Below are 23,527 nucleotides of genomic sequence, written 5' to 3'. Positions count from 1 at the left end.
CTCATATTCTTCTTATTAAATTGATTCGTAATTTATTCTAGTTTATTCTTATTATTCAGTTTCGTTGATCATTTGGATAAATTTATCCGTCCATTTCGAAAAGAAATTTTTCTTTTCTGGTTTAGATTTAGCTTCTTTCTTTTCACCAATTTCTTGATCCAAGAATTCGTCTACTACTTCTTCTCTTTTTGGTTTTTGGATAATTTCTTCCTCAACAACAATTTCAGCTTTCACAGTCTTAGTTTGTTGTGTTGGTTGAATTCCAATTTCTAATTCTTCTTGGTTATTTAAATTATTAATAACTGGTTTTTCATAAATTTCGTGCTGATAATTCGCCGCTAATTCTTCTAAACCTTTCATTAATAATCCAACAGATGTTGCATATTCTGGTCCGCTAATTTCCTCAGCTTTTGCACCAACAATATGTTCGTTAGAGTATCCAATTCTTACATCCATTCCTGTTACATATTCTGTAAGTTGACGAATGTGTTTCAATTTAGATCCACCACCTGTTAAAACGATTCCTGCAATCAATTTTTTGTTTTGATCTTCGCAACCGTAGTTTTTCAATTCCAAATATACTTGTTCCAAAATTTCCTGCACACGTGCATGAATAATTTGTGACAATCTTTTTAATGATATTTCTTTTGCTTCGCGTCCTTTTAAACCAGGAATCGATACAATTTCAGTTTCTTTATTTTCTCCTGGCCAAGCAGAACCAAATTTTTCTTTTAAAGCTTCGGCTTGCTTTCCAATAATAGAACATCCAACTTTAATGTCTTCTGTAATCACATTTCCTCCAAACGGAATAACAGATGTGTGACGAATAATATTATCCTTAAAAATTGCAATATCCGTTGTTCCACCACCTATATCAATCAATGCAACACCAGCTTCTTTCTCTTCTTCGCTAAGCGCAGCACTAGATGATGCAATTGGTTCTAAAGTAATACTTGCCAAACGTAAACCAGCAGCTTTTACACAACGTGCAATATTTCGGATGGATGAAACTTGTCCTACAACCACATGGAAATTAGCCTCTAAACGGCTTCCGTACATACCGATTGGTTCGCGGATTTCACCTTCGTTATCAACCTTAAATTCTTGAGGAAGAACATGGATAATTTCTTCTCCAGGTAACATGACCAATTTGTAAACTTGATTTGTTAATAACTTTAAATCATTATCATCAATCACGTCTTCTGAATTGGTACGAGTAATGTAATCGCTATGTTGTAAACTACGAATATGTTGTCCGGCAATACCAACAGTAACATCAGTAATTTTGACACCAGATGATCTTTCAGCCTTATCAATTGCCTCTTTTATCGAGTTAATGGTTTGTGTAATATTATTTACAACACCTCTGTGTACACCTAAGCTTTTTGCTTGTCCGTGTCCAAGAATTTCGATTTTTCCGTTCTCATTTTTTCGTCCGACAAGCGCTACAATCTTTGTAGTCCCTATGTCTAAGCCAACTGCAATCTTACTATTGTTCTCCATTTTTTATTCGTTTGGTTGCTACAACTTGGTTTACAAATTTCAAGCTCAATTTTTCATAATCTTCAGTTCCTATAAAATCAATGTATTGATTATAGAATAATTTTAGATTATGTAACTTCTGTTCAAAGTTGTTTAAAGTTCCTAATTCTATATAATAGTTTCCTGTGTTTACAATTAAATTAAAAGAACGTTGTCCCACTTTTTGAATGGCTATGATGTGATTTTTTAATAAATCGTCAGCTTTCAAAGCTTGAACAAATTTACTCAAATCTTCATATTCATTCGGTTTTACATCACCAGAAACTAAAATTACATCCGCTGAATTTAATTTAGATAAAGGCATTTTTCCGCCTTTTGTTGTCAAATAAAATTCATTTTTCAGCGTCTTTATTCTTGCTACTGCTGAGTTTGCTTTTATGTCAAGTCGTAAATGTCCGTTGATATCTTTACTGACTTGTACAGAATCCACAAAAGGACTCTCACTTACTTTTTGTTCGATTTCTTTTACATTCACCTCTCGTAGAGATTGTTTCAGAATGTCTTTTCCATCTTTGTTGATAATTTCTCTTATCGATTCATCATTAATAAAATAATTATCAACTGGCTGAACAAACGCCACGTCAATTTTTTTCACAGTACGCGAAGCATTCTTAATTACCGTAAAACTAATCAAACCGATTAGCAAGGCAACTCCAAAAATCACTTTTATGATTTTCAATTTACGCTTCACTTAACCACTCTTTTATTGGTTTAACAATTGTATCAATATTTCCTGCTCCAACAGTCAATAATACATCAAAATCTTGTTTTTTGATGTTTGCTAAACTATCTTCTAATGAAGATACTATTTTTTCATTTAAATTCACCTTTTCTAGCAACCAATTTGAAGTAATTCCTTCGATTGGTAACTCTCTGGCAGGATAAATGTCTAATAAAATCAAACTATCTAACTGCGATAAACTTTGTCCAAACTCTTCTGCGAAATCTCTTGTACGTGTAAATAAGTGAGGCTGAAATACTCCCAACACTTTTTTACCCGGATAAAGTTCACGAACTGAACGAATTGCTGCATTCAATTCTGTTGGATGATGTGCATAATCGTCGATGTAAATTTTTCCATTTGCTTCGAAACGATTAAAACGTCTTTTAACTCCAACAAAAGTTGATAAAGCTTCTTTAATTTTATCATGAGGAACACCCATATAATCTGCAACAGCCAAAGCCGCAACCGCATTTTCCATATTGTGATGGCCTGGTAATAAAATTCCAACGTCTGTCAATGAACCGTTTGGCGTTTTTACATCAAACACATAATGTCCATCAATAATTCTTACATTGTGTCCATCATAATCTGCGTCCAAATCTACTCCATACGTAAAAGCTCCTTCGAAAGGCAAACCTTTGTGAACAAATAATTTTTCTTCCACAATTGCCGCAAATTCTTGAAACGATTTTTTCACTTCATCACGCTCACCATAAATATCCAAATGATCTGCATCATCACTTGTGATAATCGCTAATTTTGGAGAAAGACGTAAGAAAGAACGGTCAAACTCATCGGCTTCTGCAACTGTATATTTAGATCCATTTAAGATGATATTCGAATCGTAATTTTCTGCAATACCACCTAAAAAAGCTGTACATTCTACATTCGCAACTTTTAGGATATGTCCTAAAATAGATGAAGTCGTTGTTTTTCCATGTGTTCCCGCAACACCAATATTGTATGTATGTTTGGTAATTTCACCTAACACTTCTGAACGTTTCATGACTTTAAAATCATTCACTAAAAAATAATTTAGTTCTGAATGATCTTTTGGTACTGCTGGCGTATAAATTACCAACGTATTTTTTGGATTAATTCCTGCTGGAATTAACTCGATGTTATCTTCAAAATGAATATCAATTCCTTCAGCAATCAATTCAGTTGTTAACTCGGTTTGTGTTTTGTCATAACCTACAACTTCTTTTCCGATTGACTTGAAGAAACGTTCCAAAGCACTCATTCCGATTCCTCCTGCACCGATGAAATAATAATATGTTTTATCTAAAATATTCATTATAATAAATTCAATAATATATCTACAATCTTTTTTGTTGCGTACGGTTTCCCTAATTGCTTAATGTTTTGAGATAATTTATTTTTTAATTCTTCATTATTCGCCAAAGCAATTACTTCTTTGACTAAAATTTGTTTTGCATCTGCATCTTTCACCATGATCGCTGCATCCTTTTCAACCAATGCTTGTGCATTTTTGGTTTGATGATCTTCTGCCGCTGTTGGCAATGGAAGCAAAATAGTTGCTTTTCCTACAATACACAATTCCGAAATCGCCATTGCTCCTGCACGAGAAACAATCATATCCGAAGCTGCATAAGCATCTTTCATGTTGAAAATAAATTCGGTTACATGAATCGTTGGATATTTATCGCCAACCAAATTTTTGATTTTTTGATAATCTAACTTTCCTGTTTGCCAAATCAATTGAACGCCACTTGCAACAAATTCGTCAAGGTTTTCTAACCAAGCATTGTTCATTGCTCTTGATCCTTGTGAACCACCAACTGATAAAATAGTTGGTTTTTCTGGATCTAATCCAAAAGCTGAAATTGCTTCTGCTTTTGAAGGTAAATTTTGAAAAATTTCGGCACGAATAGGATTTCCTGTGTAATGCACTTTTTCTTGCGGAAACTGAGAAATTCCTTCGTAAGCTGTACAAATAGCACTAGCTTTATTTTTCAAAATTTTGTTGGTAACTCCTGGAAACGAATTCTGTTCTTGTAATAAAATCGGAACATTTTTACTTCCCGCTACCCACAACATTGGTCCACTTGCATAACCTCCTGTACCAACAGCTAAATCTGGCTGAAAATCTTTGTAGATTTTCTTTGCAAGATTTAAACTTTTTATCAATTTGAAAGGGAACTTTAAATTCGCTTTCATGTTACTTCTATCAAATCCAGAAATTGGTAAACCTTTTATGTCATACCCAACTTTTGGCACTTTTTCCATTTCCATTCTTCCTTCTGCTCCAACGAACAAAATTTGTGCATCTGGCAAACGACGTTTTATTTCGTCTGCAATTGCAATGGCTGGATAAATATGTCCACCTGTTCCTCCGCCGCTTATTAAAACTTTAGGCGATGTCTTCGATGTATTCTTCACTTAATACTTTTCTATCTTGTTCTAATTCTTCTTGCGATTTAATCTGAGTACTTACACTCAAAATTATTCCGAACGAAATACATGTCATCCAAATGGATGTTCCTCCGTAACTAATCATTGGCAATGGTTGCCCTGTTACAGGAATTAAATTAACCGCTACCGCCATGTTTACCATCGCTTGTATAATAATTGGTAAGCCCACTGCAAATACAAGTAGCGTACCAAAAACGGTATGAATTTTAGATGCGATGATACAAATCCGTATTAAAATCAGAAGGAAAATTCCGATTAATAGAATTGCACCAATTGCACCATATTCTTCTACAATAATCGCGAAGATAAAATCGGATGATGACTGCGGTAAAGTTTGTTTGAAAACACTTTTTCCTGGTCCAGCCATTTCATTCAATCCTCTCGCAATTGCAGCTTTTGCGTGTAAAACTTGATAACTTTCTAATCCAGAATCGTCATTAAATTTCTCGATACGTGACATCCATGTGTGCACACGAGAATTTGTTACTAAATCTGGTCGAGATAAAGCCATCCACACGAATCCGCCACCGAGTATTAAACCTACTCCGGCAATTGTAAATAAATATTTGAATGGAAATCCACCAATAATCAACAATATTCCGCACATTCCAGCTAACATCAACGCTGTTGAACCATTAGAAGGAAAGATTAATCCTACAATTACAATAATTGGTAAGAATAATGGAACTGCTGTATTTTTCCATGTATATTCTTTGTCTCTATTTTTTGTTAAATAACGAGCTATATAAATCAACAACGCTTGCGAAGCAATCATCGAAGGCTGAATACCAATTCCAGTCCCTGGAATAGTTAACCAACGCGCAGCATTTGCACCTCCAATGGTTTGTCCTTGTACGAGTGTTATTGCCAAAACTCCAGAAAGTATAACAACCGCTGTTAAAGCAAACAAACCAAACCAACGATAATCAATACGTTGTAATCCATAAATGATAAATAAACCAATTAATAAAATCACAGCGTGCTTACCTAAATGCCCAAAAATAGTTCCCGATCCTACCGTATACACCAAGTTAGAACTTGCAGAATAAACAGGTAAGAACGAAAATAGTGCTAACAATAAAATGAAAGCCCAAAGCGGTTTATCGCCTTTAAAATATTTTTGTACGATGTTAGACATTGGTTGGTTATGTTATTATAATTTGCGTACGTTTTCTTTAAATTGATCTCCACGATCTTCGTAACCTTTGAACAAATCGAAACTTGCACAAGCTGGTGACAGAAGAACCGTTTCTCCTTTTGTTGCTAATTTATATGATTGTTCTACACAATCTTTCATTGTATTTGTTTCAACAATTGTATCGATATATGGACTGAAAAAATCAACAATTTTTGCGTTATCAACACCTAAACAAACAATTGCTTTCACTTTCTTTTTCACGAAAGGTAAAACTTCGTTGTAATCGTTTCCTTTATCAGTTCCTCCAACAATCCAAACAACTGGTTTCGTCATACTTTCCAAAGCAAAATATGTTGCATTCACATTTGTTGCTTTAGAATCGTTGATAAAATCTATTCCTCCAATTGTCAAAACAGGCTCTAAACGATGTTCAACCGATTTAAAATCAGACAAACTCTTTTTTAGTTCCTCATTATTGATATCAATAATTTTTGCAGCTACAGCCGCAGCCAATGAATTAGAAACATTGTGTTTACCAATTAATCCTAAATCATTCACTAACATTGTAAAATCACCATTCGAATCGTTCACACGGAACAATTCATTGTTTGCGTATGCTTCATTTGTTGCATCCATCATTGTGAACGGTTTGCGATGAGCTCGAATATCAATCTTATCAATCATCTCCATTGTTTTTGGATCATCCAAATTGTAGATAAAATAATCGTTTTCATCTTGGTTTTCAGTAATTCTGAATTTAGCCTTTGCATACAAATCAAACTGATAATTGTATTGGTCTAAATGATCTGGTGTAATGTTCAGTAAAATTGCAACATACGGTTTGAAATCTATTTTGATATCATCTAACTGAAAACTACTTACTTCTAGTACATAATAATCGAAGTTATCTTCAGCTACAGATTTTGCAAAACTTTTTCCGATGTTGCCACCTAATCCTACATTTAATCCAGCTTGCTTTAGGATATGGAACATCAAACTTGTTGTTGTTGTTTTTCCATTAGATCCTGTAATCGCAATAATTTTTGCATCTGTATAACGAGACGCAAATTCAATTTCAGAAATAATTGAAATTCCTTTCGCTTCTAATTTCTGAATTAGCGCTGATTTTTTTGGAATACCTGGACTTTTCATTACTTCATCGGCATTCAGAATTAATTCTTCTGTGTGCTGACCTTCTTCATAAGCAATTCCGTGCTCCTCCAAAAGTTGTTTATACTTGTCTTTTATTTGTCCCATGTCCGAAAGAAAAACATCAAAGTTTTCTTTCTTCGCTAGAATAGCTGTTCCTACGCCACTTTCTCCTCCTCCTAAAACGACAAATCTTTTCATTTTTTATCTAATCTTTAAGGTAATAATACTAATTACCGCTAAAATGATTCCGATGATAATTGCACGCACCACGATTTTACTTTCGTGATAACCTAACTTCTGAAAATGGTGATGTAGAGGAGACATCAAAAAGATTCTACGACCTTCACCAAATTTCTTTTTCGTGTACTTGAAATAAGACACCTGTAACATTACTGATAAACTTTCTGCGAAAAATATTCCACACAAAATTGGTAATAATAATTCTTTACGAACGATAATTGCTAAAACAGCAATAATTCCTCCGATTGTTAAACTTCCTGTATCTCCCATGAACACTTGAGCTGGATAGGTATTATACCAAATAAATCCTATCAAACCTCCAAGGAAAGCTCCACAGAAAATCAAGACTTCTTCTGAACGCGGAATAAACATAATGTTCAAATAATCGGCGAACATTAAATTTCCGGAAACGAAAACAAACATCGAGATTGCCGCCATAATCACAGCCGAACTACCTGCTGCTAAACCGTCGATTCCATCTGTTAAATTTGCTCCATTCGAAACTGCTGTAATGATAAAAATTACTGCAAAAATAAAAATCGCTGCAACCGCCCATGTTGGTCGATCTTGCGCATCCATCCAAAATAAAATATCAGAATAGTTAAATTCATTTCCTTTCACGAAAGGCATTGTTGTTTCTAACGTTTTTTCTTCTGAACCAAATTTTATTTGTCGGCTGTATTCTGTTTGTTCTGTTCCTACAGGCGTTTTTACTCTATTTTCTTGATGTTTTACAGTCACTGTTGGACTGAAATAAAGCATTAATCCAACTACAACTCCAAGACCAACTTGTCCTAAAATTTTAAATTTACCTTGTAAACCTTCTTTGTTTTTTCTAAAAACTTTGATGTAATCGTCTAAAAAACCAATCACACCTAACCAAATTGTTGAAACCAACAAAATAATAATGTAAATATTATCTAATCTCGCAAAAAGTAAAGTCGGAATTAATGTCGCCAAAATGATGATTAAACCACCCATTGTTGGCGTTCCTGCTTTTTCGATTTGTCCTTTTAAACCTAAATCACGAACAATTTCGCCCATTTGTTCTTTACGTAAATAACTGATGATTCGTTTTCCGTAAAACAAACTGATGAACATTGCCAATAAAATTGCCATTCCCGCGCGGAAAGACGTGTATTGAAACATACGCGCTCCTGGAAAATGGATACCTTCTAAATAATCAAATAAATAGTATAACATTCTTTATTTGTTCAATATTTTACTCAATTCTGATGCAACTTCTACATCAGAAAAATGTGTTCTTACTCCGTTAATTTCTTGATACGTCTCGTGACCTTTTCCCGCTATTAAAATAATATCTTTTGGTTCGGCCATTTTAAGTGCTGTTTTTATAGCTTCTTTTCGATCTGTAATCTTCAAGGTGCGATTATAAAATTGTGCTTTTACACCAACTTCCATCTCACGAAGAATTTCTTCTGGATCTTCTGTTCTTGGATTATCTGATGTAAAAATGGCAAGATTAGATTTTTCGCTCGCGATATCCGCCATTTCAGGACGTTTTGTTTTATCACGATCTCCACCGCAACCTACAACTGTTATTAATTTTTCATTTTTGGTACGAATTCCTTCTATTGTATCCAATACATTTTCTAACGCATCAGGCGTATGTGCATAATCTACGATTACGATAATTCCTGATTCTGTTTTGAATGTTTGAAAACGACCATCAACATTTCCAAGTGTGCTCAACGCTTTTAGAACTTCTAATTCATCTTGTCCTAAAATTGACGCTACACCAAAAACTAATAATAAATTATATGCATTGAATTGACCAATTAATGATGTCCAGAATTCTTTTCCATTGAATTCTAATTGCATTCCATCAAATTGGTGTTCAATAATTTTTCCTTTAAAATCTGCATCAGTTTTTAGCGCATACAATTTTTTCGTAGCAACTGTATTCTGAAGCATTACTTTTCCGTTTTTATCATCTGCATTCGAAATTGCCGTAGACGTTTTTGGCAAATCGTCGAAGAATTTCTTTTTTGCTGCAAGATAATTTGCAAACGTTTTGTGATAATCTAAATGATCGTGTGTGATATTCGTAAATCCAGCCACTTCAAAATGCAAACCAGCAATTCTATTTTGATGAATTCCGTGCGAAGAAACTTCCATAAAAGCAAATTCGCATCCTCTATCTACCGCTTCGCGAAACATTTTGTTCAATGTCAAAATATCTGGCGTTGTATGGGTAGACGGAATCACTTCACCATCAATCACAATTTTAATCGTCGAAATTAATGCACAAGCATAACCTAATTTTGTAAACAATTCGTACAACAAAGTTGTCGTTGTTGTTTTTCCATTCGTACCTGTAACTCCAACAAGTTTTAAATCTTTTGTTGGATTTCCATAAAAGTTAGAAGCTAAAATTCCTAATGCAATCGTTGAATTTTCAACTTTCACATACGTTATTCCATCAACTAAATTTTCTGGCAAAACTTCGCAAACAATTGCTTTAGCACCTAAACCAATCGCTTTTTCTATATACTGATGACCGTCAACTGTAACTCCATTTACAGCAACAAAAACATCATCGTTTGATACTTTTCTTGAATCAAATTGAATATTATTGACTTCAACTTTTGTTGAACCAATCGTTTCTGAGATGGAAACTTTATATAATACATCAACTAAATTTCTCATCCTTCCAACATTAAATAAATTGTCTCACCCTTCTTAAATCTTGTTCCCGCAGGAATGGATTGATTTGTTACTTTTCCAAACCCTGAATATTGTACATCTAACCCTAAATTTTCTAATACCGGAATTGCTTTAGATCCTGTATGACCAGTCACATTTGGCACTATATTTTTAGAATTACTAACATTAATATCATCTCCTTTTTTAAACTCTTTCACCGCGTTCTTTTTTACTAAATCGCGTGGCAAAGGTATGGGAGTTTTTGAATATACCCAATCGGCAATTTTCTTAAAAACCGGAGCAGTTACACTACCTCCATAAAACCCTTTGGCTGTATTTGGCTTGTGCACAACAACAATACAAGAATACTTTGGTTTTTCTGCTGGAAAATATCCTGCGAATGATGCACGATATTGCATTCCTTTACCGTCTCGCTTCCAATAATCAACACGAGCAGTACCTGTTTTACCAGCAATATCGTAATTACTATTACTAATAATACGTCCCGTTCCTTGTTCTACTGCTCCTCGAAGCATTTCTTGCATTTGTTTTACATTTTCCAAAGAAGTTAATTGATCAACCAAAACAACTGGTTCGAAAATTTTATCAGGTTCACCTTTACGTGTGATTTTATCCATAAATAATGGTTTCAACATTTTACCATTATTTGCCACTGCGTTGTAGAAAGTCACAATTTGAATTGGAGTTAACTGTAAACCATATCCATAACCCATTACAGGTAACGTAATATTACTCCAAGATTTACTATCTGGACGGTGCATAATTGGACTTCCTTCTCCAAGAATATCAACTCCAAGAGGCGAAGTCATATGCCATTTATCCATTTTTTTGAAGAAAGCTTTTGGATTTTCTCCGTAATATTTATTTATAATTTTAGCTGTACCAATGTTAGACGATTTTTTCATCACGCCATCTACAGTCAATGTTCCGTATCCGTGTGTATCTGTAATCGTACGACCATAGAATTTATAACTTCCACCTCCCGTTTCTACTGTCGAGTTTTTATTAATAAAACCATCATCCATTGCTGCAAGCAACGAAACTGTTTTGAAAGTAGATCCTGGTTCTGCAGCTTCACCAACCGCATAATTATAATCGTCTATATATGTTCCATCTTTTTTACGAGATAAATTCACAATTGCACGAACTTTCCCTGTCTGAACTTCCATCACGACTACACTTCCGTGTTGCGCCTCAAATTCAGAAAGTTGTTTGTACAAAGCATCGTAAGCAACCATTTGTAAATCGGCATCTATTGTTGTGTAAACTGATGAACCCGCTTGGGGCTCTTGCTCCCAACTTTTCATTGGTTTCCATTTTCCACGTCCCATAAATTGCTCCCAACGACGACCTTCAATACCGCTTAATAAGTCAGAATAAGCTCCTTCTAACCCAACTTTTCCGCGTTGATCATCGTAACCAATTGTACGAACACCAATGTCTTGAACAATTAATTCTCGTTTTGACTCAGTTTCATGAATAAATCCACCTTTGTTTTGACCTTTGTTGAAGATTGGAAATTTTTTGATGCGTTGATATTGCTCATAATCCAAATCTTTTACTAACATCATGTAGCGATTCTTCTTTTTACGTTCTGTCGAAAATTTGTCGTAAAAATAAGAAGGTGATTTTGTAAACATCTTACCTAAAGAATCGGCAAGATTGTGCATTTCTGTTTTAAATAATTCATCTTTGATCACCGTCAAATCCACATAAACATTGTGTTTTGTAACAGTTGTAGCCATTAATGCGCCATTAGAAGCATATAAATTACCACGCTCCGCCGTAACGGTATCTAATCTAAAATTATTCTTTTCAGCAAAACGCTCTAATTCAACCCCTTCTACAATATTAATTCGAAACATAAAAACAATAATAAAGATGGCCCAAATCGCTAGCGCGCCGGCAAATACCCATCCTTTGATGACAATATTGTTTTTATTTTTCGCTGACTTCGTCATAAACTTTGTCTACTATATAATAAGGTTGTTTATCTGGAATTTTCAAACCATACACTGCTGTACGCTCCAAAATTTCCGTTTCTAATTGCATACGCATCAAATCGCGATGCTTATCTGTATATTGAGATTTTAAATCTTCTACTTTATCTTGTAATTCAGCGATTCGAACCACTTTACGATCAACTAAATGCGAACTCGAAATACTCAAAAAAGCCAAACCTACCAGATACAACATGAACTTCCAGTTTTGTTCTGAGCCAGTTTTGATTAAAAACTCACCTCTCAACAAACCTGTAAAAGTTTTTTTCTCTGGTAATATTTTTTTCTTTTTTGCCATTCCTATTTCTTAATCCTCATTACGAACCGCAATACGCATTTTCGCACTACGCGCTCTTGGATTTTCATTAATTTCTTCTTGCGTTGGCACAATCACCTTTGATTGTAAAGGTTTGAAAGGTGCCGACCAATTTCCAAAAACATCACGTTCAGGTTCACCTTCAAACATTCCGTTTTTCATGTAGCGTTTTGTTAAACGATCTTCTAACGAATGATACGAAATAATCACCAAACGACCACCTGGTTTTATCACTTCTCCACATTGCGTTAACATCTCTTTCAATGCAGCCATTTCATCATTTGCTTCGATTCGTAATGCCTGAAACATTTGAGCGAAAAATTTATTTTCTTTCATTTTTGGAATGAATGAAAAAATTTGCTTCAACTCATCAATTGTATTAATTTGTTTATCTGCTCTTGCTTTCACAACTTCTCTCGCCAAACGATACGAACCTTGCAATTCTCCAAAATCATAAAAAACACGAGCAAGATCTTCTTCTTCGTATTCATTAATAATTGTTTTGGCAGAAAGTTTTGCATTCTGATTCATTCGCATATCCAATTCTCCATCAAAGCGAGTTGAAAAACCACGTTCTGGCGTATCAAACTGATGAGAAGAAACTCCCAAATCACCCAAAACACCATCCACTTGTTTTATTCCACGAAATCTTAAATTATTTTTCAAGAATCTAAAATTTTGCTCAACTAACTCAAATCGATTATCATCAATTTTATTGCGAACCGCATCCACATCTTGATCAAATGAAAATAATTTTCCATTTTGATCCAAACGACTTAATATTTCACGTGAGTGACCTCCACCCCCGAACGTACAATCTACATATATACCTGATTCGTTAATAATTAACGCATCAACACTATCTTTTAATAATACTGGATTATGATATTCACTCATCTTCTCCTAAATTTCCCATTACATCTTCTGCCAAAGAAGCAAAATCTAAATCATCTACATTAATCGACTCTTCATATTTGTCTTTATCCCAAATCTCGATCATGTTTACAGAAGAATTAAGAACTACTTCTTTATTAATTTCTGCAAATTTCACTAAATCTTTTGAAATCTGTAGCCTTCCATTCGCATCAACTTCGACAATTTTTAATCCAGCCGTAAAAATTCTAATAAAATCATTGTTTTTCTTCACAAATCGATTCAATTTATTCAAATCATTCATCACTTTTTCCCATTCTTTCATAGGGTGCAGTTCTAAACAATTTTGAAACACAGATCTTTTCAACACAAAGCCATCTTCCAAACATTCAGCAAGTTGTTTCTTCAAACCCGCTGGTATTGGGAGCCTACCCTTTGTATCTACCTTACACTCATATGTTCCAATTAATGAATTCATGATAGAATTTTTCCAAAAATAAATAAAATATTACCACAAATTACCATTTTTTACCACTTTTATTGAAATAGTTATCAACAATTTAAAATTTAGTATCAGATAGTTATGTTTTTTCTAACGCTAACCCCATGTATAAAATGAGAAATAATGTTTATATAGACCTTGTTTTGATAAGTGATTAATATGGATTGTTAAAGTTTTTCATATAAACCACGAAAAAAAAAATATAATTAATTAAATTTGTCGACTTAATATCGAGTAAATGTTTTTTAGCTTAAAGAAAAAAGATAAGTTCTCTTACATAGAAGAAGGAGAAGGACAACCAATTGTTTTGCTTCATGGATTAATGGGTGAACTTAGCAATTTCAGCTCACTTACAAATTATTATGCACAAAGAGGATATAAGGTTTTCGCACCAGAATTGCCATTATATTCTTTATCTGTCATCAATACTAATATCAAAAATATTGCAAAACATGTTGCAAATTTTATTGAAGAAGTCGTTAAAGAACCAGCTATTTTAGTTGGAAATTCTTTAGGAGGACATATTGGTTTGATGGTTTGTCACAGACATCCAGAATATGTAAAAGCACTTTGTTTAACAGGAAGTTCTGGTTTGTACGAAAAATCTTTTGGAGAAACTTATCCAAAACGTGGTAATTACGAATATGTAGAACGTAAAACGCGCGAAGTTTTTTACGATCCTGCTATCGCGACAAAAGAAATTGTAGATGATGTTTTTGACACTGTAAATGACAGAAATAAAGCTATCAAAACTTTATATATCGCAAGAGACGCGATCAAATCTAACATGAAAGATGATTTAAAAGACATCAAAATGCCTGTTTGTTTGATTTGGGGAAAACAAGATAATGTAACTCCACCAGAAGTTGCAATAGAATTTGAAGAAGAATTACCAGACGCTTCTTTATTTTGGATTGATAAATGTGGGCACGCTCCAATGATGGAACACCCTGAATTATTCAACGAAATTTTATACAAATGGCTAATCGAAAAACAATTAGATCCAGCCACTAAAGCATAATTATGATTAAAAAAGCTGAATTCGTAAAAAGTTCGCAAAAATATACAGATTGTCCAGATCCTTTCAAACCAGAATACGCATTTATTGGGCGTTCTAATGTTGGAAAATCATCATTAATCAATATGTTAGCAGATAAAAAAGCATTAGCTAAAACTTCTGCAACTCCAGGTAAAACTCAATTGATTAATACATTCGAAATGGACGATACTTGGTATTTAGCCGATTTACCAGGTTATGGTTTTGCTAAAGCACCAAAAGGTGTTCGTGGTGGTTTCAATAAAATGATTTATGATTACATTGAGTTTCGTAAAAACTTGGTCAATGTTTTTTTATTGATTGATTCTCGACACACGCCTCAAAAAATAGATTTACAGTTTATGGAATGGTTAGGAAACAAACAAATTCCGTTTGCGATTGTGTTTACAAAATTAGACAAACTAACGAGTACACAAATGCAAAAAAACTTGAATCACTACAAAAACGAGTTATTAAAAACTTGGGAAGAATTACCAAAAATATTTACAAGTTCGGCTTCGAGTAAAATTGGTAAATTAGAAATCTTAGGCTACATTGATAGTTTGAACGAACATCTTGTAGACGAGTTTAAGAAAGAACAATACAAAAAAGAATATTAAAAAAGTCGGAACATAGTTCCGACTTTTTTGTTTATTACTCTCCTAATTCAGCAGATTTTGTTTTCAAATCATTGATACAAGGTTCTATTAATTTCATTAATCGTTCTTGTAATTCAGGTGTTGGATTATTCATTTGCATCATTTCTGTATATGTAAATTCATCCATCATTTTATCTGTCGAACAGTCACAATATTTTGTAATCAGCTCTTTTTTAGCCGCAGATATCCCTGGTGTTATTGCCGCTTGTTCACAAGCCGTCATTGCCTGAGCTTTTTGCTCTGTATTGTTTTTATCAGCTTTCAAATTACAGCTAATAATGGTTAATCCAAAGATTAATCCTAAAATAATTTTATCCATAGGTAATAGATTTTAATCTTGTTAAGATAATGATTATTAATTATTTCACAAAATTATTCACAGCTTCAACATAACCTGGTAAACCTTTTCCTGAAATAATTTTTAGACAACTTTCACCTGTTACACTATTTTTTCTGAAATCTTCGCGCGCATAAATATCCGAAATATGAACTTCTATCACTTTAGTCGTAATCGCTTTTATCGCATCTGCAATCGCATACGAATAATGCGTATACGCACCAGCATTCAAGATAATTCCGTCATATTTAAAACCAATTTCGTGCAATTTATCAATAATATCTCCTTCGTGATTTGATTGAAAATAATGCAACGAAACTTCTGGAAATTGCTTTCTCAATTCATGTTCAAAAAAATCTTCGAAAGTTTGAGTTCCATAAATCTCTGGTTCGCGAACACCAAGTAAATTTAAATTAGGTCCGTTTATAATTTGTATTTGTTTCATTCTCTTTATTTTATAAATATAAATTCCTTTTTTAGATCGAAAAAGCTTAATTTTTTCTTTTTTTTAATCAATTTTTTACTTTTTATTAAGTTTTGGCACAAACCTTGTGTATATACAATCACCAACCTATTATCATATAAAACCAATCTAAACCAAAAAAATCAACCAAACCTTAAAATCTCAGTTAATCAAGATTAACTGAGATTTTTATTTTTAATACCCATACTTACCTTTCCACTTTTGATTAAGCGATTGTTTATCTACTTGCTCACGTTTATTATTTCCTGGTTCATAAAATGTAATTCCAGAAATTTCATCAGGCAGAAATTCTTGTTCAGTAAAATTCCCTGGAAAATCGTGCGAATATTTATACTCTTTTCCATAATCCAAATCTTTCATCAGCTTAGTTGGTGCATTTCGTAAATGCAACGGAACAGGTAAATCCCCTGTTTGTTTCACAACTTGTTGCGCTTTACCAATCGCTAAATAGGTTGCATTACTTTTTGGAGAATTCGCCAAATAAACCGCACATTGACTCAATAAAATACGAGATTCTGGATAACCAATCACCGAAACAGCTTGAAATGTATTATTCGCCAAAATCATCGCTGTTGGATTTGCATTTCCCACATCTTCGGAAGCTGAAATCAACATTCTTCGCGCAATAAATTTCAAATCTTCACCACCTTCAATCATTCGAGCTAACCAATAAACCGCTCCATTTGGATCTGAACCACGAATCGATTTGATAAAAGCTGAAATAATATCATAATGTTGTTCACCCGTTTTATCATAACGCGCTAAATTTTGCTGAATACGTTCATGCACAATTTCATCGTTGATGATGATTTTATCAGTTGGAGAAAAACTATTAATTACCAACTCCAAACCATTCAATAATTTTCTTGCATCACCGCCCGAATATCTTAATAATGCATTTGTTTCAACTAATTCAATATTTAATTTAGATAAAATTGCATCTTTTTTTATAGCTCGTTCAATTAAATCAACTAAATCTTCTTTTTCAAGATGTTTTAACACATAAACTTGTGCACGCGAAAGCAAAGCTGGAACAACTTCGAAACTAGGATTTTCGGTTGTTGCTCCAATCAACGTGACCAAACCAGTTTCTACCGCACCCAACAAACTATCTTGCTGCGATTTATTGAAACGATGAATTTCATCTATAAATAAAATCGGATTTTTCGTTCCCGAAAACAAATTTTGATTCTTTGCTTTTTCAATTACTTCACGCACTTCTTTCACACCAGAATTTATGGCGCTCAACGTATAAAATGGTCGATCAGTTAATTCGGAAATCAATTGAGCTAGTGTCGTTTTTCCTGTCCCTGGCGGTCCCCAAAAAATCATCGAAGCAATCATATCATGTTGCAACATCATTTTTATTGGTCCGTTTTCGCCCACCAAATGCTTTTGATTAATGTATTCTTCAAGCGTTTTTGGACGCATTCTTTCAGCTAAAGGCGCATTCATAAAATCTTGTTTAGATTTCAAAGTTAGGGAATGTTTTGTCAAAATGAATGATTTTTTGGGCGACATATTTTGGCATTTAGATTTATTTTCTTTGTGTTAGAATAAAAATTAAAATGATGAAGAAAGCGTTAGAATGTGCTTTAATTTTAACAAGAAAGCACCAACTTTTGGGTGATAAAATTGCTTTATCAACTGATTATTTGAAAAAGATTGAACTAAAAGATAAACAATCAGAAATCAATAAACAAATGATTGAGTTTTTGGTCGAATTGCAAGAATTTGTAGAATTTATCAGAGTAAATCAAGAACTTAGATTGATGTATGTTGAATTGGTGAATTATTATTTCACACAAATTCATCATCAAATTAATTTTTATGAAATAGAATTGGACCGTTTAGAATTTGAATCAAAATTCTCAATCAATATGATTAATCAATTTAATCAAAACGAAAAAAATAATGAAATAAATTCTGTTCAAGAAAAACTAAATTTATACTACACGATTATTAATTCGTAGAAAAACGTTTTCGGCATAATTTTTTATTGTAAATTCGACTTAATATTTAGAATTTGAAATGAAAAAATTAACTATGTTTTTTAGCTTAATGATTTTATCATTAAGTTTTGCATTTGGTCAACAAACTGAAAAACCAAAAATTTATAGCGAAGAAGCAAATCCGAAAGTAGATATTGCGAATGCGGTACAAAAAGCTTCTGCAGAAAAGAAACACGTTTTATTGCAAATTGGTGGTAATTGGTGCGCTTGGTGTGTGATGTTTGATAAATTGATAAAAGAAAATCAAGAAGTAAAAGATTATATTGCGAATAATTATGAAGTGGTTCATGTAAATTATTCTCAAAAAAATAAAAACGAAGAAACATTAGCTGCATTGAAACATCCAGAGCGTTTTGGATTTCCTGTTTTTGTAATTTTAGATGAGAAAGGAAATTTAATTCACACACAAAACTCAGCTTATCTTGAAAGCAAAGAAGTGAAAGGACATGATCCGAAAGTTGTGTTAGAGTTTTTACAAAACTGGTCTTACAAAGCATTAGATCCAGCGAGTTATACTAAAAAATAATATGCGTTAAGCACGTATCGTATAGAGAATCAATCAGCAAAAGCATAAACTTTTTAGATTGATTCTTTTTTATTTCGGTTATTGATTAACTTTGTGAGATGAACAAAATTTTGGTTACACCATTTATTCTGTTGGTAAGATTTTATCAATTAGCGATTTCTCCTTGGATGGGAAGCAATTGTAGATATCAACCAACTTGCTCTTCTTATATGATAGAGGCGCTAAAAGAACATGGTTTGCTAAAAGGTTTGTGGCTCGGAACAAAAAGAATTGGTCGCTGTCATCCTTGGGGAGGACATGGATACGACCCTGTACCTAAAAAGAAAAATTAATGATTAACTTAATTTCGTTTATCGATTGGAATCCAAAACCTTATTTATTTGAAATAGCAGGATTCAAAGTACATATTTACAGTTTATGTTGGATAGTTGCCTTTGTAGTAGGCTGGTATTTGATGTCAAATATTTTCAAGAAAGAAAATCAGAAAAAAGAATTACTTGACCCTTTATTCCTTTACACATTTATTGGAGCAATTGTAGGTGCAAGACTCGGAGAATATATTTTTTATGATCCTGCTGCGTTTATTGAACGACCAATCGAAGTTTTCTTACCTGTACAACACTCACCAGGACAAAGTGCTTTCTTTGGATTATTACAAGATTACGAATTTGTAGGATTTAGTGGACTTGCAAGTCACGGAGCTGCATTAGGTGTAATTTTAACTTCCTATTTATTTAGTAGAAAATATTTGCATCGTAATGTATTGTGGTTGTTAGACCGTATTGCTGTTGTTGTTCCTTTTGGTGGAGCTGCGGTTCGAATTGGAAATTTTTACAACTCAGAAATTGTAGGAAAAGCATCAGAATTACCTTGGGCAGTAAAATTTCATCAACAAAGTTTGGGATATGGAGAAGTAATTCCTCGTCATCCAGCTCAAATTTATGAAGCGATTGGATATGTTATCTTAGGAATTATTATGCTTTATATGTACAACAAAACAGATAAGACAAAATATTTGGGAGCTTTGTTAGGCATATTCTTATTTTTATTATTTTTAATACGATTTGTTGTTGAGTTCTATAAAGAAAATCAAGGAGAAGAAGCAGTTGCTCAAATGTTGAATATAGGATTAAACAATGGTCAAATCTTAAGTATTCCTTTTATGTTAATCGGTTTATACTTATTTATCTCTTCTAAAAATAGATTAGATATCAATCAACCTTAGAATTATTATAAACTTAGAAATAAATTATAGACTTATGGGATTTTTTAAAGAATTTAAAGAGTTTGCAGTAAAAGGTAACGTAGTAGATTTAGCTGTCGGTGTAGTTATCGGTGGTGCCTTTGGTAAAATTGTTACTTCTTTAGTTGAAGATATCATTACGCCAGCCATTTTAAATCCAGCCTTGAAAGCTATTGACGCTGAAAATTTAGCTGCATTAGTAATTCCAGGAACAGCCATTAAATATGGTAGCTTTTTAGCTGCTGCTATTTCTTTTATAGTTGTTGCATTTGCTTTATTCGTAATGATTAAAGGAATTAACAAATTGAAAAAAGAAGCTCCTGCTGAAGAAGCTGCTCCTGCTGGACCAACACAAGAAGAATTATTGGCTGAAATTCGTGATTTGTTAAAAAACAAATAATTCGTTTTCATTCAAAATGATAAAAAAATGGATCGCAATTGCGATCCATTTTTTTATCGATTATTTTCAAACTCTTAAGAAGCTGCTTGCATTTGCATTTCTTCTCCACCTCCCATTTCTTCTCCATCTGGGCGTTGTTCTTTATTCTTTTCTCTTTCGTTTGTTTTCTTAAAACGATATGTAAACGATAAGTTAATTGAACGTTTCATCCAACGCATACTTTCGTAATTAGTGTAATCTGCTCCATAAGTAGTAGACTCTCTTTTTCTTGAGTTGAACACGTCACGAATATTTAAAGATAATGTAGCTTGTTTCTTGAACAAATCTTTTGATAAAGAGAAATCCATTGACAAATTATCTTCAATTTTTTGTTGAGCGGTTTTCATGCTTCCCATATAATTTCCAGCAACCTGAATTTTGAAATCTGCAGGTAATATAAAGTTAGAAGACAAACGTCCACGAGAACTAAATCCGTCTCCAGAGAAATCTTGCGTATCTACTTTTGTACTTTCTACTCCTGTTACAGGATCTTTTACAACGTTTGTTTCTTCGTAGAAACCTGTTCTATTGTATCCAAATAAATTTACATTGAACATCAAACTCCACCATTTAGCTGGTTTGTAAGTCGCTGTTAAATCTAAACCATAACGATCTTCATCACCAATGTTGATTGGTTTTGTAATAAATACTTCATCTCCGTTATCGTTATAATTTTTACGTTGAAACTGATTAATCATATCAGTTGTTCTTTGGTAAAATAAACTTGGCGTTACCATCAACTTTCCTACAGTTGTGATATAAGCTAACTCGTATGAATTTGTATAAGTAGGATTAAGATCTGGATTACCATTTCTTACATTTCTATCATCTGTTGCAGAAAAGAAAGGCATTAACATGAATCCCATTGGACGACGAACACGACGAGAATAACTTAATTGTAATTCGTTTTTCTCAGTAAACTTATAATTCAATGTTAATGTTGGGAATAAATCTGTATATTTTTTTGAAATATTTTCTCCGCTTGTGTAGTTTTTGATTTTCATATCAGAACTCTCTAAACGTAAACCTGCGAAGTATTGAAATTTTTCTCCAATTGCGTTTCCATATTGTGTATAAGCTGCAAATACATTTTGTTGATTATCTACATTTGCAAAGAATCTACTATCTTCTTCATAATCTCCAGCGTCAGTTAAAAAGAATGTTCTGTTATTAGTTTTCGTATCGCTAAAATCTGCACGAGCACCTAATTCAAATTTTCCTTTTTCTCCAATTGGACGAACATAATCTGCTGTCAACACTACATTTTTCTGATCTTCTAAATTATCAGTAATACGATTTGTAATTTCATCTACATAGTTACCTGTAGTTTTGTCTAATACTTTTGTTAAACCATTAACAAAACCATCTTCGTCTTCTTTTTGAGACGAAAAACGTCCTGTGAATGCAAATTCATGACCTTTTTTATCAAACTCGTGTTTATAATTAAAATCTAAATCAAAGTTATTTTCAATTTCTTTCTCATTCTGAAGATTATATTCATTCTTCAAGAAAGTCATTGCATTATCAAAGTAATTATAATCAACTAAAGAATTGTTATTTCCATTATTGTAACGATAACCTGCAGATAAACCCATTGTATTTTTATCATCTAAATAATATTCTCCACCCAAACGAATGTTGTAATTTCTACGAATTCTATTATTATCTCGGTTTGTAGATCTATATTGTTTTACAACATCTGTTCCTTCATTATAACTTGTCATAAAAGCAGAACCTTCACCTTCTCTATCCATATAACGAGAACCTAAAGTTGTAAAAATGTTATATTTTTTTGTTTTATAATTCAAGTTTACATTTCCTCCAACCATTTTAGGAATTCCTCCATTCAAGGTTACAGAACCATTAAAACCTGTATTAGAACCTTTTTTCAATACAATATTGATGATCCCCGCAGAACCTGAAGCTTCGTAACGAGCAGAAGGGTTTGTTACCAATTCAATACGTTCTACATTTTCGGCTGGAATATTTTTTAAAGCTTCCGCTACATCAGAAACACCCAACATTCCCGAAGGTTTTCCATCAATCAAGAATTTTACATTATCATTTCCTCTCAACGAAACATTTCCTTCTGCATCAACAGAAACCGATGGTACATTTGCTAAAGCATCAGACAATGTTTGACCTTGCGACATTGGATCATTCGCCATATCATACACTTTTTTGTCCAATTCTACTTTATAAATTGGCTTTTCCGCTGTTACAACTGCTGCTCCTAACGAAACTGTTTGCGTCGTTTTTACAGTAAAAGTACCTAGATCTAATGCAGATTCTAAATTAATCTGTTTTTCTATTACATCGTATCCCAATGGCTCAATCACAAGAACATATTGCCCAGCCTTTGCTTCTACTGTAAATTCTCCTTTTGCATCCGTTGCCGCTTCTGCCACAACTCCATCTTCCGAGCTTTCAAGCGATATTGTAGTGTATTCTACAGGTTTGTTTTCACTTGATAAGACTTTCCCTTTAATTTTTAAAAGCTCTTGCGCATTCAATCCTGCACAAACACAAATAAAAATCAAAGCAAATAAACTTCTTAACCTCATTTGTTTAATTTTTCGTTTTGTAGTTTTATAATTTTACAACTTGTTTGACAATCCTTTTTGGAAAAGGTTTAATCGATTTCAAAAATAATTTAAAAAATATTGGTCGATTATTCATCACAAATGTTACATCTTTTAAAAGATTTCATCATAACCGAAAAATTTTAACATTTATCGTTTTAAACCTTTTTAATTTTTTGAAGTCTTAAGAATAAATAAAACAAAAAAAGTTGATAATTATGAGAACAGCATTTTATAAATATGTAGGATTAGGATTAATTGCTTTCACTTTAACAACTGCTTCAGCGCAAGACAGAAATGAAGGATCGAGAGAGCAGAAATTACAACAATTAAAAAAAGATTTGAACTTGACAGATGCGCAAGTCATCAAAATCAAACAAATTGAGGACAGCTACAAAGACGAAAAAATTGAATTGAAAAAGAAAATGAAAGAAGTTCGTCAAAAGGAGTTTAATGAAATCAATGCTGTTTTTACGCCAGAACAAAAAGCAACATTGAAGGAATTGCACGCCAAAAAACATCAAAATAAAAAAGGAGCTAATTAATAGCTCCTTTTTTATTTAATACAATTATTACAAGACACTGTCCAAAATTTTGT

The 23,527-nt window shown here is 33.0% G+C and carries 24 protein-coding genes; 8 read left to right on the top strand and 16 right to left on the bottom strand.

Annotation, left to right across the window (positions count from 1 at the left end; genetic code table 11):
• Positions 1-51: 51 nt before the first annotated feature.
• The 12 genes from ftsA to mraZ are packed head-to-tail and all read right to left on the bottom strand — an operon-like array spanning position 52 to position 13,587.
• Positions 52-1,503 (bottom strand): cell division protein FtsA, encoded by a 1,452-nt coding sequence (ftsA, locus tag B2X73_RS02455; protein ID WP_291047152.1) that lies wholly within the window; start codon positions 1,501-1,503, stop codon positions 52-54.
• Positions 1,490-2,221 (bottom strand): cell division protein FtsQ/DivIB, encoded by a 732-nt coding sequence (locus tag B2X73_RS02450; protein ID WP_236688178.1) that lies wholly within the window; start codon positions 2,219-2,221, stop codon positions 1,490-1,492. Before B2X73_RS02450 ends, ftsA begins: the two co-directional genes overlap by 14 nt.
• Before the next feature lies 1 nt (position 2,222).
• Entirely contained in the window at positions 2,223-3,563 is a 1,341-nt protein-coding gene (gene murC, locus B2X73_RS02445; protein WP_221855345.1) for a UDP-N-acetylmuramate--L-alanine ligase, read from the bottom strand.
• The gene (gene murG, locus B2X73_RS02440; protein ID WP_286494790.1) at positions 3,563-4,669 is read right to left on the bottom strand and encodes an undecaprenyldiphospho-muramoylpentapeptide beta-N-acetylglucosaminyltransferase; all 1,107 of its coding nucleotides are present in this window, start codon (positions 4,667-4,669) and stop codon (positions 3,563-3,565) included. The genes murC and murG overlap by 1 nt, the downstream gene beginning before the upstream one ends.
• Positions 4,641-5,840: an FtsW/RodA/SpoVE family cell cycle protein gene (locus B2X73_RS02435; protein WP_180905153.1), complete on the bottom strand. Its 1,200-nt coding sequence runs from the start codon at positions 5,838-5,840 to the stop codon at positions 4,641-4,643. Before B2X73_RS02435 ends, murG begins: the two co-directional genes overlap by 29 nt.
• A gap of 15 nt (positions 5,841-5,855) precedes the next feature.
• A complete protein-coding gene (murD, locus tag B2X73_RS02430) occupies positions 5,856-7,190 on the bottom strand; it encodes a UDP-N-acetylmuramoyl-L-alanine--D-glutamate ligase (protein ID WP_286494791.1) in 1,335 nt (444 codons plus the stop codon).
• Positions 7,191-7,193: 3 nt separating this feature from the next.
• The gene (mraY, locus tag B2X73_RS02425) at positions 7,194-8,435 is read right to left on the bottom strand and encodes a phospho-N-acetylmuramoyl-pentapeptide-transferase (protein ID WP_221855353.1); all 1,242 of its coding nucleotides are present in this window, start codon (positions 8,433-8,435) and stop codon (positions 7,194-7,196) included.
• 3 nt (positions 8,436-8,438) lie between these two features.
• Positions 8,439-9,902, bottom strand: coding sequence for a UDP-N-acetylmuramoyl-L-alanyl-D-glutamate--2,6-diaminopimelate ligase (locus tag B2X73_RS02420; protein WP_286494794.1), 1,464 nt, complete (start codon positions 9,900-9,902; stop codon positions 8,439-8,441).
• Positions 9,899-11,881 (bottom strand): penicillin-binding protein, encoded by a 1,983-nt coding sequence (locus B2X73_RS02415; RefSeq protein WP_221855357.1) that lies wholly within the window; start codon positions 11,879-11,881, stop codon positions 9,899-9,901. Before B2X73_RS02415 ends, B2X73_RS02420 begins: the two co-directional genes overlap by 4 nt.
• Positions 11,859-12,218 carry an FtsL-like putative cell division protein gene (locus tag B2X73_RS02410; RefSeq protein WP_052217625.1) on the bottom strand — a complete coding sequence of 120 codons (360 nt, stop codon included), beginning with the start codon at positions 12,216-12,218 and terminating at the stop codon, positions 11,859-11,861. Before B2X73_RS02410 ends, B2X73_RS02415 begins: the two co-directional genes overlap by 23 nt.
• A gap of 9 nt (positions 12,219-12,227) precedes the next feature.
• On the bottom strand, positions 12,228-13,133 hold the full coding sequence (gene rsmH / locus B2X73_RS02405; protein WP_125349647.1) for a 16S rRNA (cytosine(1402)-N(4))-methyltransferase RsmH: 906 nt from the start codon (positions 13,131-13,133) through the stop codon (positions 12,228-12,230).
• Complete coding sequence (gene mraZ, locus B2X73_RS02400) at positions 13,126-13,587, bottom strand: division/cell wall cluster transcriptional repressor MraZ (protein WP_038332815.1); 462 nt, start codon at positions 13,585-13,587, stop codon at positions 13,126-13,128. Before mraZ ends, rsmH begins: the two co-directional genes overlap by 8 nt.
• 262 nt (positions 13,588-13,849) lie before the next feature.
• On the opposite strand from mraZ, the gene B2X73_RS02395 reads away from it, so the two are divergent.
• Positions 13,850-14,632 (top strand): alpha/beta fold hydrolase, encoded by a 783-nt coding sequence (locus B2X73_RS02395; protein ID WP_038332809.1) that lies wholly within the window; start codon positions 13,850-13,852, stop codon positions 14,630-14,632.
• 2 nt (positions 14,633-14,634) lie between these two features.
• On the top strand, positions 14,635-15,267 hold the full coding sequence (gene yihA / locus B2X73_RS02390; RefSeq protein WP_084106860.1) for a ribosome biogenesis GTP-binding protein YihA/YsxC: 633 nt from the start codon (positions 14,635-14,637) through the stop codon (positions 15,265-15,267).
• 34 nt (positions 15,268-15,301) lie between these two features.
• On the opposite strand, the gene B2X73_RS02385 is transcribed toward yihA, so the two are convergent.
• From B2X73_RS02385 to B2X73_RS02375, 3 genes are all read right to left on the bottom strand, one after another.
• Complete coding sequence (locus B2X73_RS02385) at positions 15,302-15,625, bottom strand: hypothetical protein (protein WP_286494797.1); 324 nt, start codon at positions 15,623-15,625, stop codon at positions 15,302-15,304.
• A gap of 40 nt (positions 15,626-15,665) precedes the next feature.
• Positions 15,666-16,088 carry a type II 3-dehydroquinate dehydratase gene (locus B2X73_RS02380; protein WP_115001756.1) on the bottom strand — a complete coding sequence of 141 codons (423 nt, stop codon included), beginning with the start codon at positions 16,086-16,088 and terminating at the stop codon, positions 15,666-15,668.
• 213 nt (positions 16,089-16,301) lie between these two features.
• Positions 16,302-17,582 carry a replication-associated recombination protein A gene (locus B2X73_RS02375; protein ID WP_291095657.1) on the bottom strand — a complete coding sequence of 427 codons (1,281 nt, stop codon included), beginning with the start codon at positions 17,580-17,582 and terminating at the stop codon, positions 16,302-16,304.
• Positions 17,583-17,695: 113 nt separating this feature from the next.
• Here B2X73_RS02375 and B2X73_RS02370 point away from each other — a divergent pair, with 113 nt between their 5' ends.
• The 5 genes from B2X73_RS02370 to mscL all read left to right on the top strand — a co-directional run bounded on the left by B2X73_RS02370 (position 17,696) and on the right by mscL (position 20,308).
• Entirely contained in the window at positions 17,696-18,100 is a 405-nt protein-coding gene (locus tag B2X73_RS02370) for a hypothetical protein (RefSeq protein ID WP_115001760.1), read from the top strand.
• A 73-nt stretch (positions 18,101-18,173) separates the two neighbouring features.
• On the top strand, positions 18,174-18,665 hold the full coding sequence (locus B2X73_RS02365) for a thioredoxin family protein (RefSeq protein WP_260392498.1): 492 nt from the start codon (positions 18,174-18,176) through the stop codon (positions 18,663-18,665).
• A 98-nt stretch (positions 18,666-18,763) separates the two neighbouring features.
• Positions 18,764-18,997, top strand: a complete 234-nt coding sequence (gene yidD, locus B2X73_RS02360) for a membrane protein insertion efficiency factor YidD (RefSeq protein WP_125349653.1) — start codon at positions 18,764-18,766, stop codon at positions 18,995-18,997.
• Positions 18,997-19,890 carry a prolipoprotein diacylglyceryl transferase gene (lgt, locus tag B2X73_RS02355; RefSeq protein WP_219034371.1) on the top strand — a complete coding sequence of 298 codons (894 nt, stop codon included), beginning with the start codon at positions 18,997-18,999 and terminating at the stop codon, positions 19,888-19,890. Before yidD ends, lgt begins: the two co-directional genes overlap by 1 nt.
• A 34-nt stretch (positions 19,891-19,924) precedes the next feature.
• On the top strand, positions 19,925-20,308 hold the full coding sequence (gene mscL, locus B2X73_RS02350; protein WP_291060640.1) for a large conductance mechanosensitive channel protein MscL: 384 nt from the start codon (positions 19,925-19,927) through the stop codon (positions 20,306-20,308).
• 74 nt (positions 20,309-20,382) lie between these two features.
• On the opposite strand, the gene B2X73_RS02345 is transcribed toward mscL, so the two are convergent.
• Entirely contained in the window at positions 20,383-22,911 is a 2,529-nt protein-coding gene (locus tag B2X73_RS02345; RefSeq protein ID WP_291095631.1) for an outer membrane beta-barrel family protein, read from the bottom strand.
• Between the two features lie 236 nt (positions 22,912-23,147).
• Here B2X73_RS02345 and B2X73_RS02340 point away from each other — a divergent pair, with 236 nt between their 5' ends.
• The gene (locus tag B2X73_RS02340; protein ID WP_038332782.1) at positions 23,148-23,474 is read left to right on the top strand and encodes a Spy/CpxP family protein refolding chaperone; all 327 of its coding nucleotides are present in this window, start codon (positions 23,148-23,150) and stop codon (positions 23,472-23,474) included.
• The last annotated feature ends 53 nt before the right edge of the window (positions 23,475-23,527 follow it).

The sequence above is a fragment of the Empedobacter sp. UBA7252 genome, assembly GCF_002472765.1.
Taxonomy (GTDB): domain Bacteria; phylum Bacteroidota; class Bacteroidia; order Flavobacteriales; family Weeksellaceae; genus Empedobacter; species Empedobacter falsenii_B.
This window is presented reverse-complemented; position numbering and strand designations above follow the sequence as displayed.

Excerpts from the sequence above, each read along its gene's own strand:
- ftsA (WP_291047152.1), bottom strand. The coding sequence starts at position 1,503 with ATGGAGAACAATAGTAAGATTGCAGTTGGCTTAGACATAGGGACTACA.
- murC (WP_221855345.1), bottom strand. The coding sequence starts at position 3,563 with ATGAATATTTTAGATAAAACATATTATTATTTCATCGGTGCAGGAGGA.
- B2X73_RS02435 (WP_180905153.1), bottom strand. The coding sequence starts at position 5,840 with ATGTCTAACATCGTACAAAAATATTTTAAAGGCGATAAACCGCTTTGG.
- murD (WP_286494791.1), bottom strand. The coding sequence starts at position 7,190 with ATGAAAAGATTTGTCGTTTTAGGAGGAGGAGAAAGTGGCGTAGGAACA.
- mraY (WP_221855353.1), bottom strand. The coding sequence starts at position 8,435 with ATGTTATACTATTTATTTGATTATTTAGAAGGTATCCATTTTCCAGGA.
- B2X73_RS02420 (WP_286494794.1), bottom strand. The coding sequence starts at position 9,902 with ATGAGAAATTTAGTTGATGTATTATATAAAGTTTCCATCTCAGAAACG.
- B2X73_RS02415 (WP_221855357.1), bottom strand. The coding sequence starts at position 11,881 with ATGACGAAGTCAGCGAAAAATAAAAACAATATTGTCATCAAAGGATGG.
- B2X73_RS02410 (WP_052217625.1), bottom strand. The coding sequence starts at position 12,218 with ATGGCAAAAAAGAAAAAAATATTACCAGAGAAAAAAACTTTTACAGGT.
- rsmH (WP_125349647.1), bottom strand. The coding sequence starts at position 13,133 with ATGAGTGAATATCATAATCCAGTATTATTAAAAGATAGTGTTGATGCG.
- mraZ (WP_038332815.1), bottom strand. The coding sequence starts at position 13,587 with ATGAATTCATTAATTGGAACATATGAGTGTAAGGTAGATACAAAGGGT.
- B2X73_RS02395 (WP_038332809.1), top strand. The coding sequence starts at position 13,850 with ATGTTTTTTAGCTTAAAGAAAAAAGATAAGTTCTCTTACATAGAAGAA.
- yihA (WP_084106860.1), top strand. The coding sequence starts at position 14,635 with ATGATTAAAAAAGCTGAATTCGTAAAAAGTTCGCAAAAATATACAGAT.
- B2X73_RS02385 (WP_286494797.1), bottom strand. The coding sequence starts at position 15,625 with ATGGATAAAATTATTTTAGGATTAATCTTTGGATTAACCATTATTAGC.
- B2X73_RS02380 (WP_115001756.1), bottom strand. The coding sequence starts at position 16,088 with ATGAAACAAATACAAATTATAAACGGACCTAATTTAAATTTACTTGGT.
- B2X73_RS02375 (WP_291095657.1), bottom strand. The coding sequence starts at position 17,582 with ATGAATGCGCCTTTAGCTGAAAGAATGCGTCCAAAAACGCTTGAAGAA.
- B2X73_RS02370 (WP_115001760.1), top strand. The coding sequence starts at position 17,696 with ATGATGAAGAAAGCGTTAGAATGTGCTTTAATTTTAACAAGAAAGCAC.
- B2X73_RS02365 (WP_260392498.1), top strand. The coding sequence starts at position 18,174 with ATGTTTTTTAGCTTAATGATTTTATCATTAAGTTTTGCATTTGGTCAA.
- yidD (WP_125349653.1), top strand. The coding sequence starts at position 18,764 with ATGAACAAAATTTTGGTTACACCATTTATTCTGTTGGTAAGATTTTAT.
- lgt (WP_219034371.1), top strand. The coding sequence starts at position 18,997 with ATGATTAACTTAATTTCGTTTATCGATTGGAATCCAAAACCTTATTTA.
- mscL (WP_291060640.1), top strand. The coding sequence starts at position 19,925 with ATGGGATTTTTTAAAGAATTTAAAGAGTTTGCAGTAAAAGGTAACGTA.
- B2X73_RS02345 (WP_291095631.1), bottom strand. The coding sequence starts at position 22,911 with ATGAGGTTAAGAAGTTTATTTGCTTTGATTTTTATTTGTGTTTGTGCA.
- B2X73_RS02340 (WP_038332782.1), top strand. The coding sequence starts at position 23,148 with ATGAGAACAGCATTTTATAAATATGTAGGATTAGGATTAATTGCTTTC.